Here is a 20,204-nt window from a genome sequence, read left to right as displayed (position 1 = left end):
GCCATGGCAGAGATCAAGAACTACACGCTCAACTTCGGCCCTCAGCACCCGGCAGCGCACGGTGTGCTGCGCCTCGTGCTCGAACTCGACGGCGAAGTCATCCAGCGCGCCGATCCGCACATCGGCCTGCTGCATCGCGCGACTGAAAAGCTCGCCGAAACCAAAACATTCATTCAGTCGGTGCCGTACATGGACCGTCTCGACTACGTGTCGATGATGGTCAACGAGCACGGCTACGTGATGGCGATCGAAAAGCTGCTCGGCATCGAGGTGCCGGTCCGCGCGCAATACATTCGCGTCATGTTCGACGAAGTCACGCGAGTGCTGAACCACCTGATGTGGATCGGCGCGCACGCACTCGACGTTGGCGCCATGGCGGTGTTCCTGTATGCATTCCGCGAACGTGAAGACCTGATGGACGTGTATGAAGCGGTGTCCGGCGCACGGATGCACGCGGCTTACTATCGCCCGGGCGGCGTCTATCGCGATCTGCCTGACGCAATGCCGCAATACAAGGCATCGAAAATTCGCAATGCGAAGGCATTGTCGAAGATGAACGAGAACCGCCAGGGTTCGCTGCTCGACTTCATCGACGATTTCTTCACGCGTTTCCCGAAGTGCGTCGACGAATACGAAACGCTGCTCACCGACAACCGGATCTGGAAGCAACGTCTGGTCGGTATCGGCGTGGTGAGTCCGGAGCGCGCGTTGAACCTCGGTATGACCGGCGCCATGTTGCGCGGCTCGGGTATCGAGTGGGATCTGCGCAAGAAGCAGCCGTACGAAGTCTACGACAAGCTCGATTTCGACATTCCGGTCGGTGTGAATGGCGATTGCTACGACCGCTATCTGGTTCGCGTCGAAGAAATGCGCCAATCCACGCGCATCGTGAAACAGTGCATTGAGTGGCTGCGTAAGAATCCCGGCCCCGTGATGATCGACAATCACAAGGTTGCGCCGCCGTCGCGCGTCGGCATGAAGTCGAACATGGAAGAGCTGATTCACCATTTCAAGCTCTTCACGGAAGGCTTCCACGTACCGGAAGGCGAGGCGTATGCCGCTGTCGAGCATCCGAAGGGCGAGTTCGGCATCTACCTGATCTCGGACGGCGCCAACAAGCCGTATCGCCTGAAGATCCGCGCGCCGGGCTATGCCCACCTGTCCACGCTCGATGAAATGGCGCGCGGTCACATGATCGCCGACGCCGTGACGATCATCGGCACGCAGGACATCGTGTTCGGCGAAGTGGATCGCTAGGACGTATTCATCGGCGCGCGTCTTCAGATTGCACTGAAGCGCGCGTCAAGCAAGGAACGCCGGGTCTGTCGCAGCATGATGTGAGCGACGGGTTTTCGTTCGGTAGGAATTGAAAGAGTCGTGTCTGAAAATGATCTCAGCTGAAGGCCTGAAAGAAATCGATCGTGCGATCGCGAAGTATCCCGCCGATCAGAAACAGTCCGCCGTGATGTCGGCGTTGGCCACTGCTCAGGAAGAGCATGGCTGGCTGTCGCCCGAACTCATGCAGTTCGTCGCGGACTATCTCGGCATGCCGGCAGTCGCCGTGCAGGAGGTGGCTACCTTCTACACGATGTACGAGACCTCGCCAGTCGGCAAGTACAAGATCACGCTCTGCACGAACCTGCCGTGTCAGCTTGGCCCGGACGGCGGCTCGGACAGCGCGGCTGAATATCTGAAGCAGAAGCTCGGCATCGACTTCGGCGAAACCACGCCCGACGGCAAATTCACCCTGAAAGAAGGTGAATGTATGGGCTCGTGCGGCGACGCGCCGGTGATGCTGGTGAACAACCATCGCATGTGCAGCTTCATGAGCCGCGCGAAGATCGACCAGCTGCTCGAGGAACTTTCGAAATGACGTGTTTACACGATCGTCACATCAAACCGCTGATTCTCGCCGGCCTGAACGGCGATAACTGGCATCTCGAAGACTATGTGGCGCGCGGCGGTTACGCCCAGCTGCGCCGTATTCTGGAAGAGAAGATTCCGCCCGAGCAGGTGATTGCCGACGTCAAGGCGTCGGGTCTGCGTGGCCGAGGCGGTGCAGGCTTCCCGACCGGCCTGAAGTGGAGCTTCATGCCGCGTCAGTTCCCCGGCCAGAAGTACCTCGTCTGCAATTCGGATGAAGGCGAACCGGGTACGTTCAAAGACCGCGACATCCTGCGCTTCAATCCGCATGCGCTGATCGAAGGCATGGCCATCGGCGCGTACGCGATGGGCATTACGGTCGGCTACAACTATATCCACGGCGAAATCTGGGAAGTCTACAAACGCTTTGAACAAGCGTTGGACGAAGCGCGCCGCGCCGGGTTCCTCGGCGAAAACATCATGGGTTCGGGTTTCTCGTTCGAACTGCATGCGCACCACGGTTACGGCGCCTATATCTGCGGCGAAGAAACCGCGCTGCTCGAATCGCTGGAAGGCAAGAAAGGCCAGCCGCGCTTCAAGCCGCCGTTCCCGGCGAGCTTCGGCGTGTATGGCAAGCCGACCACGATCAACAACACCGAGACGTTTGCCGCAGTGCCGTTCCTGCTCGCAATCGGTCCGCAGAATTACCTCGAGATCGGCAAGCCGAATAACGGCGGCACGAAGATTTTTTCGATCGCGGGCGACGTCGAGCGTCCGGGCAACTATGAAATTCCGCTCGGCACGCCGTTCTCCACACTGATGGAACTGGCCGGCGGCATGCGCGGCGGCAAGAAGATCAAAGCCGTGATTCCTGGCGGCTCGTCGGCACCGGTCATTCCTGGCGACATCATGATGCAGACCGACATGGACTACGACTCGATCGCCAAGCAGGGATCGATGCTGGGTTCCGGCGCGGTCATCGTCATGGACGAGACGCGTTGCATGGTGCGCTCGCTGTTGCGCCTGTCTTATTTCTACTACGAAGAGTCGTGCGGTCAATGCACGCCTTGCCGCGAAGGAACGGGCTGGCTGTATCGCGTCGTGCATCGTATCGAGCATGGGCTTGGCCGTCCGGAAGATCTGGATCTGCTGAACTCAGTCGCCGAAAACATCATGGGCCGCACGATTTGCGCGCTCGGCGATGCGGCGGCCATGCCGGTTCGCGGCATGCTCAAGCACTACTGGAACGAGTTCGAATATCACGTCGCCCACAAGCATTGCCTCGTCGGCGGTCACGCCGGCGCTGCAGCGGCGTCGGAAACAGTGGCGGCTTGAGCGCAGACAAGCACACGTACGTGCGCTGAACAGGTACGCACCAGAACACGTCAACCGCGGGATTCATCGCCTGAAACGGGCGATGAACAGGCGAACGATTGAGCGGTAACAGGTTAAGGAAGATTGACCATCATGGTTGAACTTGAAATAGACGGCAAGAAAGTAGAGGTGCCTGAAGGCAGCATGGTGATCCAGGCTGCGCATAAGGTGGACACGTACATTCCTCACTTCTGCTATCACAAGAAGCTGTCGATTGCGGCCAACTGCCGGATGTGTCTGGTCGATGTCGAAAAGATGCCAAAGGCGGTGCCTGCATGCGCCACGCCGGTATCGGCCGGCATGATCGTGCGCACCAAGTCGGACAAGGCGGTGAAGGGTCAGCAAGCCGTGATGGAATTCCTGCTGATCAACCACCCGCTGGATTGCCCGATTTGCGACCAGGGTGGCGAGTGTCAGTTGCAGGATCTGGCCGTGGGTTACGGCAAGTCGGCATCGCGCTATAGCGAAGAAAAGCGCGTGGTGTTCCACAAGAACGTCGGCCCGCTGATCTCCATGGAAGAAATGTCGCGTTGCATCCACTGCACGCGTTGCGTCCGTTTCGGCCAGGAAGTGGCCGGCGTGATGGAACTCGGCATGCTGGGCCGCGGCGAGCATTCGGAAATCACGTCGTTTGTCGGCAAGACGGTGGATTCCGAGCTGTCGGGCAACATGATCGATCTGTGCCCGGTCGGCGCGCTCACCAGCAAGCCGTTCCGTTACAGCGCCCGCACGTGGGAACTGTCGCGCCGCAAGTCGGTGAGCCCGCACGATTCCGTCGGCGCGAACCTCGTGGTGCAGGTGAAGAACAATCGCGTGATGCGCGTGCTGCCGTTCGAAAACGAATCCATCAACGAATGCTGGATTTCGGACAAGGACCGCTTCTCCTACGAAGGACTGAACAGCCCCGAGCGTCTGACGCAGCCGATGCTCAAGCAAGGCGGCAAGTGGGTCGAGACCGACTGGCAAACCGCGCTCGAATACGTGGTGAAGGGTTTGAAGGGTATCAAGGGCGACCACGGCGCGAACGCGCTGGCCGCACTCGGCAGCGCCCACAGCACGGTCGAAGAACTCTTTCTGTTGAAGCAACTGGCGCAAGCGGTCGGCACGCCTAACGTCGACTTCCGTCTGCGTCAGTCGGATTTCTCCGCGCCGGTCAATGGCGCGCCGTGGCTCGGCACCGCCATCGCCGATCTGTCGAACGTCGACGCCGCGCTGGTGATCGGCTCGGATCTGCGCCGCGACCATCCGCTGTTCGCCGCGCGTTTACGTCAAGCTGCCAAGGGCGGCGCGAAGCTCACGCTCGTGCAGTCCACGAATGACGACGCGCTGATTCCGCAAGCGGAGCGCGTGGTTGCCGCGCCGTCCGCATGGCTCGACGCGCTGGCTGGCATTGCCGGCGCAGTGTCGGAAGCCAATGGCGTCGCGCTGCCGGAAGCTTTCGCCGGCACGCAGCCTACGGATGCGAACAAGCAGGTTGCCAAGTCGCTCGCTTCGGGCGAACGCCGCCTCGTGTTGCTGGGCAACGGTGCGGTCCGTCATCCGGATTTCACGCTGATCCACGCCGCAGCGCAATGGATCGCGGACGCGACCGGCGCGACGCTGGGCTTCCTCACGGAAGCGGCCAACACGGTTGGTGCGCATCTGGTGAACGCTTTGCCGGGCGAGGGCGGTCTGAACGCTCGCGAAGTGTTCGAGCAGCCGCGCAAGGGTTATGTGTTGCTGAACGTCGAGCCGGAATTCGACACGGCCAATCCGGCGCAGGCTTTGGCCGCGCTGAAGCAGGCTGAAATGGTGGTCGTGCTGTCGCCGTTCCAGACCGGCGCTGAATACGCCGACGTGCTGCTGCCGATCGCGCCGTTCACGGAAACGGCCGGTACGTTCGTCAATGCCGAAGGTACGGTGCAGACGTTCAACGGCGTGGTGCGCCCGCTCGGCGACACGCGTCCGGCATGGAAGGTGTTGCGTGTGCTGGGTAGCCTGCTGGGCGTGCCGGGCTTCGAATTCGACACGTCGGAAGAAGTGCGTACGGCCGCTCTCGGCGACGGCGAACTGAACTCGCGTCTGTCGAACAAGACGGGCGTCGCAGTTGCGCGCGGCAAGGCGGCTAAGGCGGCGGAAGGCAAGTTCGAGCGCATTGCGAACGTGCCGATCTATCACGCCGACGCGCTGGTGCGTCGCGCGGAGTCGCTGCATCTGACCGCGGCGGCACGCGCAGCGAACACGGTCGGCCTGCCGGCTGCGCTGTTCGACAAACTGGGTTTGAAGGAAGGCGACGCAGTGCGCGTGCGCCAGGGCGAGCAATCGGTGCAGTTGCCGGCCGTGCGCGACGCGAATCTTGCGGAGACGGTCGTCCGCGTATCGGCGGCTACGCCGGCCGGTGCAGCGCTGGGCAGCCTGTTCGGTGAACTGGTGGTGGAGAAGGCGTAAATGAGCTTGTTCGATACGATCAACTCGGGCGGCACCCAGCTTCTCGGTGTGGCATGGCCCACGGTGTGGGCACTGGTGCGCATCCTGGTGGTGGCCGTCGTGATCCTGCTGTGCGTGGCTTACCTGATTCTGTGGGAACGGAAGCTGATCGGCTGGATGCACGTGCGTCTCGGCCCGAACCGCGTCGGCCCCGCAGGTCTTCTGCAGCCGATCGCCGACGTGCTGAAGCTGCTGCTGAAAGAAGTGATTCAGCCCGCGCAAGCCAGCCGCTGGATCTACATGATCGCGCCGATCATGGTGGTGGTGCCGGCCTTCGCGGTCTGGGCGGTGATTCCGTTCCAGGCGGGCGCGGTGCTCGGCGACATCAACGCCGGTCTGTTGTACGCGATGGCGGTTTCGTCGATCGGCGTGTACGGCGTGATTCTGGCGGGTTGGGCGTCGAACTCGAAGTACGCGTTTCTCGGCGCCATGCGCGCCGCGGCGCAGATGGTGTCGTACGAAATCTCGATGGGCTTCGCGCTCGTCGTCGTGCTGATGACCGCCGGCACGCTGAATCTGTCGGGCATCGTCGCTTCGCAGGAACATGGCATCTTCGCCTCATACGGCTTGAACTTCCTGTCGTGGAATTGGCTTCCGCTGCTGCCGATGTTCGTCGTGTACTTCATCTCGGGCATCGCCGAAACGAACCGTCACCCGTTCGACGTGGTGGAAGGGGAGTCGGAAATCGTCGCGGGCCACATGATCGATTACTCGGGTATGGCGTTCGCGCTGTTCTTCCTCGCCGAGTACATCAACATGATCGTGATCTCGGCATTGGCTGCAACACTGTTCCTCGGCGGGTGGAGCGCACCGTTCGGCTTCCTGTCGTTCGTCCCGGGCATCGTATGGCTCGTCGCCAAGGTTTTCTTCCTGCTGTCGGTGTTCATCTGGGCGCGTGCCACATTCCCGCGCTACCGCTATGACCAGATCATGCGTCTGGGCTGGAAGATTTTCATTCCGGTTTGCGTGGTGTGGCTCATCGTGGTCGGCTTCTGGATCATGTCGCCGTTGAACATCTGGAAATAAAGGGCGGATGAACCCATGACCGCAATCCAAAATTTTTTCAAGACCTTCTTCCTCACGGAACTGCTCAAAGGCCTCGCGCTGACCGGACGTTATACGTTCCAGCGCAAAGTCACCGTGCAATTCCCGGAAGAGAAGACCCCGATCTCGCCGCGTTTTCGCGGCCTGCATGCGCTGCGCCGTTATGAGAACGGTGAAGAACGCTGCATCGCCTGCAAGCTGTGTGAAGCGGTGTGCCCGGCGCTCGCCATTACGATCGAGTCGGAAACGCGTGCGGACAATACCCGCCGCACCACGCGTTATGACATCGACCTGACCAAGTGCATCTTCTGCGGTTTCTGCGAAGAAAGCTGCCCGGTCGATTCGATCGTCGAAACGCACATTCTCGAATACCACGGAGAAAAGCGTGGCGACCTGTACTTCACGAAAGACATGCTGCTAGCCGTGGGCGATCGCTATGAAACGGAGATCGCTGCGAACAAGGCAGCCGACGCACCGTATCGTTGAAGCGCTTCAGTTGAAGAAGCAGTAATTGCAGCAATCACGGCCTGTTGTCGGGCCGGGCGCCGCGGCCCGAACGCCGCGGCACGGCGCACCTGTGCGGCTGTTCTGGCGCTATGCCAGTCACACGTGCCAAAGAACAATGCCTGACGATGGCCTAACGATGAACCGGTAATCATGGAATTCACGACCGTACTGTTCTACATCTTCGCGCTGCTCCTGGTGGTTTCAGGGCTGAAGGTGATCACCTCGCGCAACCCGGTGTCGTCCGCACTGTTTCTGGTGCTGGCGTTCTTCAACGCAGCCGCGATCTGGATGCTGCTGGAGGCCGAGTTCCTTGCAATCCTGCTGGTGCTGGTCTACGTCGGCGCGGTGATGGTGCTGTTCCTGTTCGTCGTGATGATGCTGGACATCAATATCGACGTGCTGCGCAAAGACTTCAAACGCTTCGTGCCGATGGCCACCCTGGTGGGCGCGATCATCGTGATCGAAACCGCGCTGATCCTGTGGCACGGCTATGGCGCGACCGCCACGGCGCTGCGCGACACCACGGCCGCCGCTAACGGTATGGGCGACTGGTCGAACACCCGCCTGATCGGCAAGGTCATCTACACCGACTACATCTTCGCGTTCGAAGTCGCCGGTCTGGTGCTGCTGGTGGCGATCATCGCGGCGATTGCGCTGACCACGAGCCACAAGAAAGACAGCAAACGTCAGAACGTCAGCGAACAGGTCAAGGTACGTGCTCAAGACCGCGTGCGCGTCGTGAAGATGAAATCGGAAAAGACCGCGGCTACCGTCGCGGCGGAAGAAGCCGCGGCAGCGGCAGCAGCAGCGGCCGACTCGGCACCAGCCAAGAACAGCTGAGCGGACAGGAGATAGAAATCATGTTGACCCTTGCCCATTACCTTGTCCTCGGCGCGATCCTGTTTGCGATCAGCATCGTCGGCATTTTCCTGAACCGTCGCAACGTCATCATCATACTGATGGCGATCGAGCTAATGCTGCTCGCGGTGAACACCAATTTCGTCGCGTTCTCGCATTACCTCGGCGACGTGCATGGCCAGATCTTCGTTTTCTTCGTGCTGACGGTTGCCGCAGCCGAAGCGGCAATCGGCCTCGCAATTCTGGTGACCCTGTTCCGTAGCCTCGACACGATCAATGTCGAGGATCTCGATCAGCTCAAAGGTTAATTTCAGGAAAAGCGGTTATGTCCACGATACTCAATGAAAACCTGCTGCTGGCGATCCCGCTGGCACCGCTGGCCGGCTGTCTGGTTGCCGGGCTGTTCGGAAAAGCGGTAGGGCGAGCCGGTGCGCATTCGGTCACGATCCTCGGCGTCGCGATCTCGTTCATCCTGTCGGCCATCGTCTTCTTCCAGGTGCTGAACGGCGCGAGCTTTAACGCGACCATCTACGAATGGATGTCGATCGGCAAGACGAAGTTCGAGATCGGCTTCCTCGTCGACTCGCTGACGGCCATGATGATGTGCGTGGTGACCTTCGTGTCGCTCATGGTGCACATCTACACGATCGGCTACATGGCCGACGACGACGGCTACCAGCGCTTCTTCTCGTACATCTCGCTGTTCACGTTCTCGATGTTGATGCTCGTGATGAGCAACAACTTCCTGCAACTGTTCTTCGGCTGGGAAGCGGTGGGTCTGGTCTCGTACCTGCTGATCGGTTTCTACTTCACGCGTCCGACGGCGATCTACGCGAACATGAAGGCGTTCATCGTGAACCGCATCGGCGACTTCGGCTTTCTGCTGGGTATCGGCCTGCTGTTCGCGTTCGCCGGTTCGATGAACTACGGCGACGTGTTCGCGAAGCGCACCGAACTCGCGGCATTGACGTTCCCGGGCACGGACTGGGGTCTGCTGACGGTGGCCTGTATTTGCCTTTTCATCGGCGCGATGGGTAAGTCGGCGCAGTTCCCGCTGCACGTGTGGCTGCCGGATTCGATGGAAGGCCCGACGCCGATCTCCGCACTGATTCACGCGGCAACCATGGTGACGGCCGGTATTTTCATGGTCACGCGCATGTCGCCGCTGTTCGAACTGTCGGATACGGCGCTCTCGTTCGTCATGATCATCGGTGCGATTACCGCGCTGTTCATGGGCTTCCTCGGGATCATCCAGAACGACATCAAGCGCGTGGTGGCGTATTCCACGCTGTCGCAGCTGGGTTACATGACGGTCGCGCTGGGCGCCTCGGCCTACTCGGTCGCCGTGTTCCACCTGATGACACACGCGTTCTTCAAGGCGCTGCTGTTCCTCGGCGCGGGTTCGGTGATCATCGGCATGCACCACGATCAGGACATCCGCAACATGGGCGGCCTGCGCAAGTACATGCCGATTACGTGGATCACGTCGCTGGTCGGTTCGCTGGCGCTGATCGGTACGCCGTTCTTCTCGGGCTTCTACTCGAAAGACTCGATCATCGACGCGGTGAAGCTGTCGCATCTGCCGGGCTCGGGCTTCGCGTACTTCGCCGTGGTGGCGAGCGTGTTCGTCACCGCGCTGTATTCGTTCCGTATGTACTTCCTGGTGTTCCACGGTGAGGAGCGGTTCCGTGGTCCGAAGCATCCGGAATCGCCGATGGGCATCGAAGCCGCGGCGCATGCACATGACGCTCACGGTCACGATTCGCACGCTCATGGTCACGACGCGCACGGCCACGGTCATGACGACCACGCTCACGAGCCGCATGAAACGCCGTGGGTGGTATGGCTGCCGCTGGTGCTGCTGGCGATTCCGTCGGTGGTGATCGGCGCGATCGGCATCGGCCCGATGCTGTTCGGCGACTTCTTCCAGCACGGCGTGGCGTTCGACAAGGTGATCTTCATCGGCGAGAACCATCCGGCGCTGCATGAGATGGCTGAAGAATTCCAGGGCTGGGCGTCGATGGGTCTGCACTCGGTCGCGGGCCTGCCGGTCTGGCTGGCGCTGGCCGGTGTGGTGGTCGCGTGGTTCCTGTACCTGGTGCGTCCGGACTTGCCGGCTGTCATCAAGCGCGCATTCGGTCCGATCTACACGTTGCTCGATAACAAGTACTACATGGACAAGATCAACGAAGTCGTGTTTGCGCGGGGCGCCGTGGCAATTGGCCGTGGTCTCTGGAAGGAAGGCGACGTCGTGGTGATCGACGGCATCGTCAACGGCAGCGCACGCTTTATCGGCTGGTTCGCCGGCGTGATCCGCTTCCTCCAATCCGGCTACATCTACCACTACGCGTTCGCCATGATTATCGGCATGTTGGGGCTCCTGACCCTGTTTGTAACGCTCGGCGGCAAATAAGGCGAGGGACACTAATGCACGCTTATCCGATTCTCAGTATCGCGATCTGGTTACCGATCCTCGTCGGCCTTCTGGTTCTGGCTATCGGCTCCGACCGGAACCCGGGTCCCGCTCGCTGGATCGCGCTCATCGGCTCGGTCGTCAGCTTCCTCGTGACGATTCCGCTGATTACCGGTTTTGATTCGAGCACCGCCGATCTGCAGTTCGTCGAAAAGGCGAACTGGATCGAGCGCTTCAACATTACGTACCACCTCGGTGTCGACGGCATTTCGATGTGGTTCGTCGTGTTGACGGCCCTGATTACGGTGATCGTCGTGATCGCCGCGTGGGAAGTGATCACGAAGAACGTGGCCCAGTACCTCGCCGCATTCCTGATCCTGTCGGGCATCATGGTCGGCGTGTTCAGCTCGGCCGACGGCATGCTGTTCTACGTGTTCTTCGAAGCGACGCTGATTCCGATGTACATCATCATCGGCGTGTGGGGTGGGGCGAACCGCGTGTACGCGGCATTCAAGTTCTTCCTGTACACGCTGATGGGCTCGCTGCTGATGCTGGTCGCGTTGCTGTACCTGTACACCCAGACCGGCACGTTCGACCTCGCCACCTGGCAACATGCGCAGATCGCCATGACGCCTCAGGTGTTGCTATTCATAGCGTTCTTCATGGCCTTCGCCGTGAAGGTGCCGATGTGGCCGGTTCACACGTGGTTGCCTGACGCCCACGTGGAAGCGCCGACCGGCGGCTCGGTCGTGCTGGCTGCGATCATGCTGAAGCTGGGCGCATACGGTTTCCTGCGCTTCTCGCTGCCGATCACGCCGGACGCCAGCCACTTTCTGGCACCGGTCGTCATCACGCTGTCGCTGATCGCCGTGATCTACATCGGCCTGGTCGCGATGGTGCAGACGGACATGAAGAAGCTGGTCGCGTATTCGTCGATCGCGCACATGGGTTTCGTGACGCTCGGCTTCTTCATCTTCAATCAACTCGGCGTGGAAGGCGCGATCGTGCAGATGATCTCGCACGGCTTCGTGTCGGGCGCGATGTTCCTGAGCATCGGCGTGTTGTATGACCGTATGCATTCGCGTCAGATCGCCGATTACGGCGGTGTCGTCAACGTGATGCCGAAGTTCGCGGCGTTCGCGATGCTGTTCTCCATGGCGAATTGCGGCTTGCCGGGTACTTCCGGTTTCGTCGGCGAGTTCATGGTGATTCTGGCGGCAGTCCAGTACAACTTCTGGATCGCCGGCGGCGCGGCAGTCACGCTGATTCTCGGCGCGGCCTACACGCTGTGGATGTACAAGCGCGTGTACTTCGGCGCGATCGCCAACGATCACGTGAAGAGCCTGCTCGACATCAACCGTCGCGAATTTTTCATGCTGGCAGTGCTCGCCGCACTGACGCTGTTCATGGGCCTGTATCCGAAGCCCTTTACCGATGTGATGCACGTATCCGTGGAAAACCTCCTCTCCCACGTTGCGCAATCAAAGCTGCCGTTGCCTCAGTAACGCAGAGCGGAGGAATTAAAGACCATGCAAAACGCCCCTATGACTGCTCTGTTGCCTGACGCGCTGGTGATGCTCGCCGTTGTCGTCGCGTGGCTCAACGACACGTTCGTCGGCCAGGCCGGTCGCCGTACCACGTACTTCATCGCGTTCTTCTCGACGCTCGTCGCCGGCATCTGGTTCGCGATGAACGCGTTCGACCCGCAAGTGCGCTATTACTTCGGCCATATGTACGTGGTGGACTCGTTCGCCAACGTGATGAAAGCGGTGGTGACGCTCGGCTATGCCGTGTCGATCGTCTATTCGCGCCGCTACCTCGAGGATCGCGGTCTGTTCCGCGGCGAGTTCTTCCTGCTGGGCATGTTCTCGTTGCTCGGCCAGCTCGTCATGATCTCCGGCAACAACTTCCTGACGCTGTATCTCGGGCTGGAACTGATGTCGCTGTCGCTGTACGGTGCGATCGCGCTGCGTCGCGACGCGGCACCGTCGAACGAGGCGGCCATGAAGTACTACGTGCTCGGCGCGCTGGCTTCCGGCTTCCTGCTGTACGGCATCTCCATGCTGTACGGCGCGACCGGTTCGCTCGACCTGAACGAAGTGTTCAAGGCGATCGGCACGAGCCACTACGATCCGAGCGTGCTGCTGTTCGGCGTGATCTTCATCGTGGCGGGCGTGGCGTTCAAGATGGGCGCGGTGCCGTTCCACATGTGGGTGCCTGACGTGTATCAGGGCGCACCGACGGCGATGACGCTGATGGTTGGCGGCGGTCCGAAGGTTGCCGCGTTCGCATGGGGTTTGCGTTTCCTCGTGATGGGTCTGTTGCCGCTGGCAGTCGAATGGCAGCAAATGCTGGTGATTCTCGCGGCGCTGTCGCTGATCGTCGGCAATATCACCGGTATCGTGCAACGCAACGTGAAGCGGATGCTCGCGTACTCGGCGATCTCGAACATGGGCTTCGTGCTGCTGGGCCTCTTGGCAGGCGTGGTCGACAACAAGACCTCGGGCGCCGCCAACGCGTACGGCTCGGCCATGTACTACAGCATCGTCTACCTGATCACGACGATGGGTACGTTCGGCGTCATCATGCTGCTGGCTCGCCGCGATTTCGAAGCGGACACGCTTGAAGACTTCAAGGGCCTGAATCAGCGTAGCCCGGTGTTCGCGTTCGTGATGATGGTCATGATGTTCTCGCTCGCCGGCATTCCGCCCGCAGTCGGCTTCTATGCGAAGCTTGCGGTGCTGCAGGCGACCATGAACGCCGGCCTGACCTGGCTGACGGTGCTGGCCGTGATCACCTCGCTGTTTGGCGCGTTCTACTACCTGCGTATCGTCAAGCTGATGTATTTCGACGATCCGCAAGACAAGTCGCCGATTCTCGCCGACACCAGCACGCGTGCGTTGCTGGCACTGAATGGCGTGGCCGTACTGGTGCTCGGTATCGTGCCGGATCCGTTGTTGAAGGCCTGCCTGCAGGCTATCCAGCACACTCTGCTGCTCTGATGTCGGCTGCGGGTTGGTTTATCGTGCTGTTGGCGCTGGTCGGCGCCAACCTGCCGTTCCTGAATCAGCGCCTCTTCGCCGCCGTGCCGCTGAAGGCGGCGAAGAAGAGCGGCTGGATCCGGATTGCCGAATTGATCGTGCTGTACTTTGTGGTTGGCGCGCTCGGTTTTCTGCTGGAAGCGCGCGCGGGCAACCGCTTCGAACAGGGATGGCAGTTTTACGCGATCACATTCGCACTATTCGTGGTGTTCGCATTCCCCGGCTTCACCTTCCAGTATCTCGTCAAACGCCGCTGACGGCGTCTCGCCGTCGGCGCACCCAGTTGTCCTGAGGTCCGCATATGGCTGAACTTCCCGATCACGACGCCGCGCTCACCGAGACCTGTCTCGAGAGCAAAACGATGCATCAGGGTCCGTTTCTGACGCTCAAGTGCGACACCGTTCGCCTGCCGGACGGCAAGCACGCCACGCGCGAATACGTTCAGCATCCGGGTGCCGTGATGGTCATTCCATTATTCGACGACGGCCGCGTGCTGCTGGAAAGCCAGTATCGTTATCCGATGGGCAAGGTCATGGTCGAGTATCCGGCGGGTAAGCTCGACCCCAACGAGGGCGCGCTCGCGTGTGCCATTCGTGAGCTGCGCGAAGAGACGGGTTACACCGCGCGTGAATACGTCTATCTGACGCGCATTCACCCGATCATTTCCTATTCGACCGAATTCATCGACATCTACCTCGCGCGTGGTTTGACTGCGGGTGAGCGTAAGCTCGACGAAGGCGAATTTCTCGAACTGTTCACGGCAAGTGTGGCCGAGGTGTCCGAGTGGGTACGCAGCGGCAAGATCACTGACGTCAAGACGGTGATCGGCACGTTCTGGCTGGAGAAGGTCTTGTCGGGCGCGTGGCCGCTGGCGGAACCGCAATAGCGTCGCCGGTTCGGCGTGGGCGCAGATCGTTTCGGTCGCTGCCCACCCGCTTTTGCGCGTGGGCAACTCCGGCGGACCTATATCGCGGACCATTCCATATAGGATATCGCCGCAAGGGGCAGCACGTCAGCCTGCCCACAGATGCCTCGCCGATCCGCACTGGACGTTACGAAGGAGCGGAAGGCGCCACGCTACGGCAGCCCGCCGCGCGCAAATCCACCACAATCCGCTTCCACGCGTTGTCCACGTTAGCCGGCACGGTTGGGGAATTCGACGCCGCCACTGAGTCGACCACGTCGCGAATGAACACGTGATGAACATAATCCGCGCTACAGGTGGTCGGAATGTCGCTTCCATTGTGCCTTGCGGTAACAGGCCAGCCGAGGCGGCTCCCGTTGCCGAGGTCCGCCGGCATCGCAAGCGCGGCGGTGAGCGTAAGCAACGCCACGCCGATCAGCACGACAGTGCGCCGCGACGCGAACCACGGCGCGATCCACTTGAGCGCGGCAACCACGCCCGACACCGACGGATACGCGCCGGTTGCTGATGGCAGCGAGCTGCTTTCGACTTCGCCGATGTCAGCGGGCGTAGGCGGCACAGTCCGGCAGAATCTATATCCGATACAAGGTATGTAGAGCAGTTGCTGGTCGAGTCCGAGTGGCTGCAACGAACGCCGCAAACGCGACACCAGGCGCGTCAGGCGATTGACGTCGACGTCTTCTTCATCACCCCAGATCCGTGAAATCAACTCGTGACGCTTGAGCGTGACATCGGGCTGGTCGACGAACGCCTGTAGCAAGGCGCGTTCGAAACCAGTTAGATGAACGGTCGCGCCAGCATGAGTGACCAGTCCCTCATCGGTGTGAATGGCGGGCAGGCCGATCGATTCGGACGATGCCCGCCGATACGAAACGTTGTCGCGCAACCGCGCAAGCCAGTTGCGAAGGCCGGCGCGGCGCGGTGGCGGTTCATCCGTGGAGAGAGCGTCAAACGATGTCGGCGCGTCATCCGGCGAGGCTTCTTCGGTATGGAACCGAAGTCCTTCCGGGTCGAACCGATAGCCCGCACGCGGCATCGTTACGATATGACCGCCGAGACCGAGCGGCCTCAACGACTTGCGCAACCGGTAGACCAGTTGCGTCAGATAGAGCTCGTCCATATGGATCGCACGCTCGCCCCACACGACGCCCATCAGTGCTTCACGGTCGCATACTTGTCCTGCGCTCTCCACCATCAGGCGGAGCACTTCCTTTTCCTGTCCCGCGACGCGCACGGCGATATGGCCGACGGATACACGGTCATGCCGCCAGTCGAAACGAACGATGCAACTGTTTTTACTCACGAATTACTCCAGCGCCTTTAATACGCATAACGTAGCATCGGTAAATGGTCGCAGCCAATGGAGGAACCCGGACGGGTACGCGGTGTAACGGACATATCCTCGAGCCAGATGGAGTATCGCGCCTTCCATGTGGCAGACAGCAGGACCTGAGCCGTCAAGGCAGGCGAGGCGCGAATGTTCGCCATCTTCTATGGCGGACGCGGACCGGAGGAAAAAGAATCACGTCGCGGCAGCAGTTAGCTTTCCTATCTGCCGCGACTTTTTTCCACCTCACGGATACCGATCATGAACTCATCAATGACTCGCGGCACGAGCGTCGTCTTTTTACAGCGGGCGCTTGCGCAGGAAAATCCACGCCTGGAAGTGGACGGTTTGCCGGGCCCCGATACGCAAAGCGCGCTACGGCGATTTCAGCAGCGACGTGGCTTGCCGGACACAGGCGCCGTATGCGAGCAGACTCGCGCACTGCTCACGCAAACGGCGCGCGATGCGGGATTGCTGTTCGAAGCCGACGTGGCCGAGGCCAGCGACGCGCTAGGTGTCGCACCAGCGCGGCTTCTTGCACTGGTCGAGGTCGAGAGCGCGGGCTTTGGCTTTCTACCGGACGGCCGGGCGAAGATCCTGTTCGAACGCCATGTGATGTATCGGCGGCTGGTTGCCGCGGCGCTGCCCGCGCAACGCTGGCGCAGCGAATTTCCCGAGATCGTTAATACGACACCCGGCGGTTATCTGGGTGGCGTGCAGGAATACGAACGTTTCGATGCGGCCAGTGGGCTCGATCGTGATTGCGCGATCGAAGCCTGCAGCTGGGGGCTATTCCAGATCATGGGCCTTCATTGGCTGTATCTGGATTATGCCAGCGCAGCCGATTTTGCCGCGTCGATGACGATCGATGAGCGAAGCCAGCTGGACGCATTCGTTCGTTTCGTCGGGCGCGACGCCGCCATGCTGCGCGCGCTGCAACAGGGTAGATGGGACGACTTTGCGCGACGCTACAACGGTCCGGCTTATCACACGCATGCGTACGACACGCGACTTGCGTCAGCGGTCGCGCATTTCGACGCCGTGACGTGTGGAGGATCGGCATAGGTGAAATGACTCAGCCAATCGCCTACGTCGCCGGCTGGCGGACCGCGAACTTTCGATGGATTTTCCATGTTGTTCGTCGATGAGGCACCCGAACATGAACAGGTCGATCAGGCAACGCCACGGTGCGTAGCCTTCGACATTCACTTTTCATGAACGAGGTTCTTATGACGCAAACGAACAATCCCACGTCTGCAAACGGCTCCGTCCAGCAAGGACGCCAGAACAGCAAGCTGGTGTACAACGGCGATCCAGGCGACAAGTCCGGCGCCAAGGGTGCGACGGAAAAGAAGTATCAGATGAACGGCTACAAGCCGGCGACCGAAGTCGAGAAGTTCAGCTACACGTCCGGCCGCGTGGCGAAGCGCGTGTACAACGGCTACAAGCCGAATGACTCGAAGGTGTTCGGCTACTACACGGACTGGTCGCAATACGACGGACGCTACGATGGCTCGTTCGCCGACGATCAGTGTGGCCGCGGCATCGACCTGATGCTGCTCGACGCGAATGCGTACGACAAGCTCGTGCTCGGCTTTGCCGGCATTATCGGCGACAACGGCGAGAAGCAGTACACCATCAACCGGGCCGCGCAGGATTTCGGCCGCAAGAAAGACGAGGCGACTTTCGTCGATGCATGGGGCGATGTCGCTTCGTATCGCAACTGTGGCTTCCCGGGCTGGGTGAGCAACGACTATCAGGCGCTGTTCCGTCAGGAAACCGCGCAAGGCGTGTTGGGCGGCCTGCGTAAGCTGAAGGCAAAGAATCCCGATCTGGTGCTGTCGTTCAGTATCGGCGGCTGGACGATGAGCGAGGCGTTTCACTGGGTGGTCGCCGACCCGGCGCGGCGCAAGACACTGATCAACAGCATCCTCGATCTGTTCAAGCGTTTCCCGATGTTCGCGGCGATCGATCTCGACTGGGAGTATCCGGCAGCAGAGGGTAACGACGGCAATACCTATTCCGATAGCGACACGCCGAACTTCCAGGCATTGGTGCGCGAACTCAGGCAGGCGTTCGACGGCGCCGGGCGCAAGGATGTGATGATCAGCATCGCCGCATCCGCCGCCTTGTCGAAGATGAAAAAGGCCGGCCTGAAGGGCATGATCGACGCCGGCGTGCACGGCATCAACCTGATGACCTACGATTTCTTCGGCACGCCGTGGGCGCCGAAGCTTGCGCATCATACGAACCTGCATCCGAGCCATCCGGGTGACCCGAACGAGTTCAGCATTGATGCGGCGATCGACTATCTGGAGCAGATCGGCGTGCCGTTGAGCCGTGTTGCAATCGGCTATGCCGGGTATAGCCGCAGCGCGCGCAATGCGAACATCACGAGCCTGTCGCCGCTCGAAGGCAGCTACAACGCGGGCACGGGTACGACCACCGGCAGCTTCGAATCGGGCACGACCGAATGGTACGACCTGATTTACAACTATCTCGATCTGGAAAATCAGCGCGGCATTAACGGCTATGACGTCTATACCGACGAAGTTGCCGATGCCGACTACCTGTACAGCAAAGATTCGAAACTCTTCATTTCGGTCGATACGCCGCGCACGGTGAAGGCCAAGGGCGAATACGTGCGCAAGCGCGGTCTTGCGGGCCTGTTCACCTGGACCATCGAAATGGATGGCGGCGTGCTCGTCAATGCCGCGCGCGAAGGGCTCGGCAACGAGATCACGAAGCAGACGATCGACATGTCGCCGTTCTACTTCAAAGGCATCAACGTGAAGGGCGGCAACCGGCCGCCGGTGGCCGCGATCGACGGTCCGCTGGAAGCTTTCGCAGGGGACCCGGTTCACTTCAGCGGCAAGCGCTCGAACGATCCGGATGGCGATGCGCTGACCTACCGGTGGTCGGCGCCTGGACTGCCGTTCGACGGCGCGACCACTGTCGAGGTCGACGGCGTCGTGCCGGCGGCAGGCGCCACGAGCTACGCGGTGAAGCTGACGGTCGACGATGGCCATGGCAACACGAACACCGCGCAGGTCACGTTGACCGTGAAATCGAAGTCCGGTCAGCCGCCGGTGGCCCGAATGACGGTGCAACTCGCGTCGGGAACGGCCTTCCAGCTGTCGGGTACCGCGTCGTTCGATCCGGATGGCGATCCGCTCACCTACGCGTGGCAGGCGCCGCAGTTGCCGTTCGACGGCTCGCGCAAGGCGGTCGTGAGTGGGGTCGTGCCGAGCGTGGACAAGACGACCGACTACTTGATCCAGCTGTCCGTGAGCGATGGCACGTCAACGTCGAGCGAGGCGATCTATCTGGAAGCCACGCCGGCGTCCGGTGGCTCCGTGCAGGCAGTGATCACTGGTAAGACAAAGGTGGAGAGCGGCGCGCCGCTGTCGCTTTCGGCTGCGGATTCGACCGGCCCGGCGCCGCTCGTCTACAAGTGGAGCGCTCCGGGGCTCTCGTTCGACGGCTCCAATCAGGCGAGCGTGACCGTGACCGCGCCAACGCTCACCACGACCACCGAGTATCCGGTGCGACTGACGGTGACCGGGCACGGCGGCGATGGCGCGCAATCGATCGCGTCGGTCAACGTGACGGTCGTCGCGGGCCAGAGCGCCGGCACGTGGAAGCCGCAGGATTATCCGGGCGGTTCGGTGGTGACGCACGACTATCACGGTCAGGGGCTGCGCAAATACTGTTCGTCGTGGTGGGCAAACCGCTCCGACGAGCCGGGCGATCCCAATTGCACGAGTTTGAAGCAGTACGACGGCAAGGTCTGGCAGGACCTCGGCAGCGCGTGATCATCGTTTGCGGCTGACCCCGCACTGATCGCGAAGTGCGGCGGCGCTCCAGTGGGCGCCGCCGCACGCAACCCGGTCGACTTCTGGACCTCTGGCGTTGGATACCCTCATGGCTACTTATCCTGTTGCTTGTCTCGCCGCTCCGGTATTGATTGGAAGCTTGAAGGGCGGTGTCGCCTTCGTCGCGTCGCACATGCTCAACGACTTCGAACGGGTATTGGGCGTTGCCTGCGGAGCGCTCCTGTATCTGACGCGTTCGCATGAGACCACGACGTGGCGCAAGGCGATCTATTTCGTCGTGTCGCTCCTGGGCGGCAATTTTCTCGCGCGACGGATCGTCTTCAACTGGCCGCAGGTCGAACCGTGGCTAGCCGGGTTCATTGCGAGCGCGGCGCTCGTGACGTTCACGATTCTCGCGCTCGACTGGAGTGAGCGGCACGTCGAGCCGACTCTGGACCGTCTGTACGCATGGGTCGTCAAACGGCTTCTCAAAGGATGACTCGGCTTGCACGAAGGGCACGAAAAAGGCGGGCAGCGATAGCCCGCCTTCTTATGACTTCCGGCAGTCTCG

Annotated in this window: 17 protein-coding genes; 16 read left to right on the top strand and 1 reads right to left on the bottom strand. The window is 61.0% G+C overall.

Translation table 11 applies throughout. The features are described from left to right. Positions 1-3 precede the first annotated feature (3 nt). The 13 genes from AC57B1_RS14765 to AC57B1_RS14705 all read left to right on the top strand — a co-directional run bounded on the left by AC57B1_RS14765 (position 4) and on the right by AC57B1_RS14705 (position 14,452). On the top strand, positions 4-1,257 hold the full coding sequence (locus AC57B1_RS14765; protein WP_012432378.1) for an NADH-quinone oxidoreductase subunit D: 1,254 nt from the start codon (positions 4-6) through the stop codon (positions 1,255-1,257). 130 nt (positions 1,258-1,387) lie between these two features. Further along, positions 1,388-1,873, top strand: coding sequence for an NADH-quinone oxidoreductase subunit NuoE (nuoE, locus tag AC57B1_RS14760; RefSeq protein WP_007175612.1), 486 nt, complete (start codon positions 1,388-1,390; stop codon positions 1,871-1,873). Then, on the top strand, positions 1,870-3,198 hold the full coding sequence (gene nuoF / locus AC57B1_RS14755; protein WP_091795814.1) for an NADH-quinone oxidoreductase subunit NuoF: 1,329 nt from the start codon (positions 1,870-1,872) through the stop codon (positions 3,196-3,198). The genes nuoE and nuoF overlap by 4 nt, the downstream gene beginning before the upstream one ends. Positions 3,199-3,330: 132 nt before the next feature. Further along, positions 3,331-5,664: an NADH-quinone oxidoreductase subunit NuoG gene (gene nuoG / locus AC57B1_RS14750; RefSeq protein ID WP_496417859.1), complete on the top strand. Its 2,334-nt coding sequence runs from the start codon at positions 3,331-3,333 to the stop codon at positions 5,662-5,664. Next, complete coding sequence (nuoH, locus tag AC57B1_RS14745; protein ID WP_408345290.1) at positions 5,665-6,729, top strand: NADH-quinone oxidoreductase subunit NuoH; 1,065 nt, start codon at positions 5,665-5,667, stop codon at positions 6,727-6,729. A gap of 15 nt (positions 6,730-6,744) precedes the next feature. Next, the gene (nuoI, locus tag AC57B1_RS14740) at positions 6,745-7,233 is read left to right on the top strand and encodes an NADH-quinone oxidoreductase subunit NuoI (protein WP_007175608.1); all 489 of its coding nucleotides are present in this window, start codon (positions 6,745-6,747) and stop codon (positions 7,231-7,233) included. Between the two features lie 171 nt (positions 7,234-7,404). Continuing rightward, entirely contained in the window at positions 7,405-8,094 is a 690-nt protein-coding gene (locus AC57B1_RS14735) for an NADH-quinone oxidoreductase subunit J (protein WP_091795805.1), read from the top strand. 20 nt (positions 8,095-8,114) lie between these two features. Then, complete coding sequence (gene nuoK, locus AC57B1_RS14730) at positions 8,115-8,420, top strand: NADH-quinone oxidoreductase subunit NuoK (RefSeq protein ID WP_006052894.1); 306 nt, start codon at positions 8,115-8,117, stop codon at positions 8,418-8,420. A 17-nt stretch (positions 8,421-8,437) separates the two neighbouring features. Then, positions 8,438-10,525, top strand: coding sequence for an NADH-quinone oxidoreductase subunit L (gene nuoL / locus AC57B1_RS14725; RefSeq protein WP_408345293.1), 2,088 nt, complete (start codon positions 8,438-8,440; stop codon positions 10,523-10,525). Positions 10,526-10,539: 14 nt separating this feature from the next. Continuing rightward, positions 10,540-12,030 (top strand): NADH-quinone oxidoreductase subunit M, encoded by a 1,491-nt coding sequence (locus tag AC57B1_RS14720; RefSeq protein WP_408483665.1) that lies wholly within the window; start codon positions 10,540-10,542, stop codon positions 12,028-12,030. Between the two features lie 24 nt (positions 12,031-12,054). Beyond that, entirely contained in the window at positions 12,055-13,527 is a 1,473-nt protein-coding gene (gene nuoN / locus AC57B1_RS14715; protein ID WP_091795795.1) for an NADH-quinone oxidoreductase subunit NuoN, read from the top strand. Then, positions 13,527-13,823: a DUF2818 family protein gene (locus AC57B1_RS14710; RefSeq protein ID WP_091795792.1), complete on the top strand. Its 297-nt coding sequence runs from the start codon at positions 13,527-13,529 to the stop codon at positions 13,821-13,823. Before nuoN ends, AC57B1_RS14710 begins: the two co-directional genes overlap by 1 nt. Positions 13,824-13,867: 44 nt before the next feature. Further along, positions 13,868-14,452 (top strand): NUDIX domain-containing protein, encoded by a 585-nt coding sequence (locus tag AC57B1_RS14705; protein ID WP_408345299.1) that lies wholly within the window; start codon positions 13,868-13,870, stop codon positions 14,450-14,452. A 166-nt stretch (positions 14,453-14,618) separates the two neighbouring features. Here the strand turns inward: AC57B1_RS14705 and AC57B1_RS14700 are convergent, their stop codons facing one another. Beyond that, on the bottom strand, positions 14,619-15,794 hold the full coding sequence (locus AC57B1_RS14700; protein WP_496417858.1) for a winged helix-turn-helix domain-containing protein: 1,176 nt from the start codon (positions 15,792-15,794) through the stop codon (positions 14,619-14,621). Between the two features lie 285 nt (positions 15,795-16,079). Between AC57B1_RS14700 and AC57B1_RS14695 the strand changes: the two genes are divergently transcribed. The 3 genes from AC57B1_RS14695 to AC57B1_RS14685 all read left to right on the top strand — a co-directional run bounded on the left by AC57B1_RS14695 (position 16,080) and on the right by AC57B1_RS14685 (position 20,132). Then, a complete protein-coding gene (locus AC57B1_RS14695; RefSeq protein ID WP_496417857.1) occupies positions 16,080-16,883 on the top strand; it encodes an N-acetylmuramidase domain-containing protein in 804 nt (267 codons plus the stop codon). Between the two features lie 164 nt (positions 16,884-17,047). Next, positions 17,048-19,633: a glycoside hydrolase family 18 protein gene (locus tag AC57B1_RS14690; RefSeq protein ID WP_496417856.1), complete on the top strand. Its 2,586-nt coding sequence runs from the start codon at positions 17,048-17,050 to the stop codon at positions 19,631-19,633. Positions 19,634-19,742: 109 nt separating this feature from the next. After that, entirely contained in the window at positions 19,743-20,132 is a 390-nt protein-coding gene (locus AC57B1_RS14685; RefSeq protein ID WP_091795775.1) for a putative holin, read from the top strand. Positions 20,133-20,204: the final 72 nt, after the last annotated feature.

It is taken from the genome of Paraburkholderia sp. BGA-UO-ETr-F21 (genome assembly GCF_059567925.1).
This window is presented reverse-complemented; position numbering and strand designations above follow the sequence as displayed.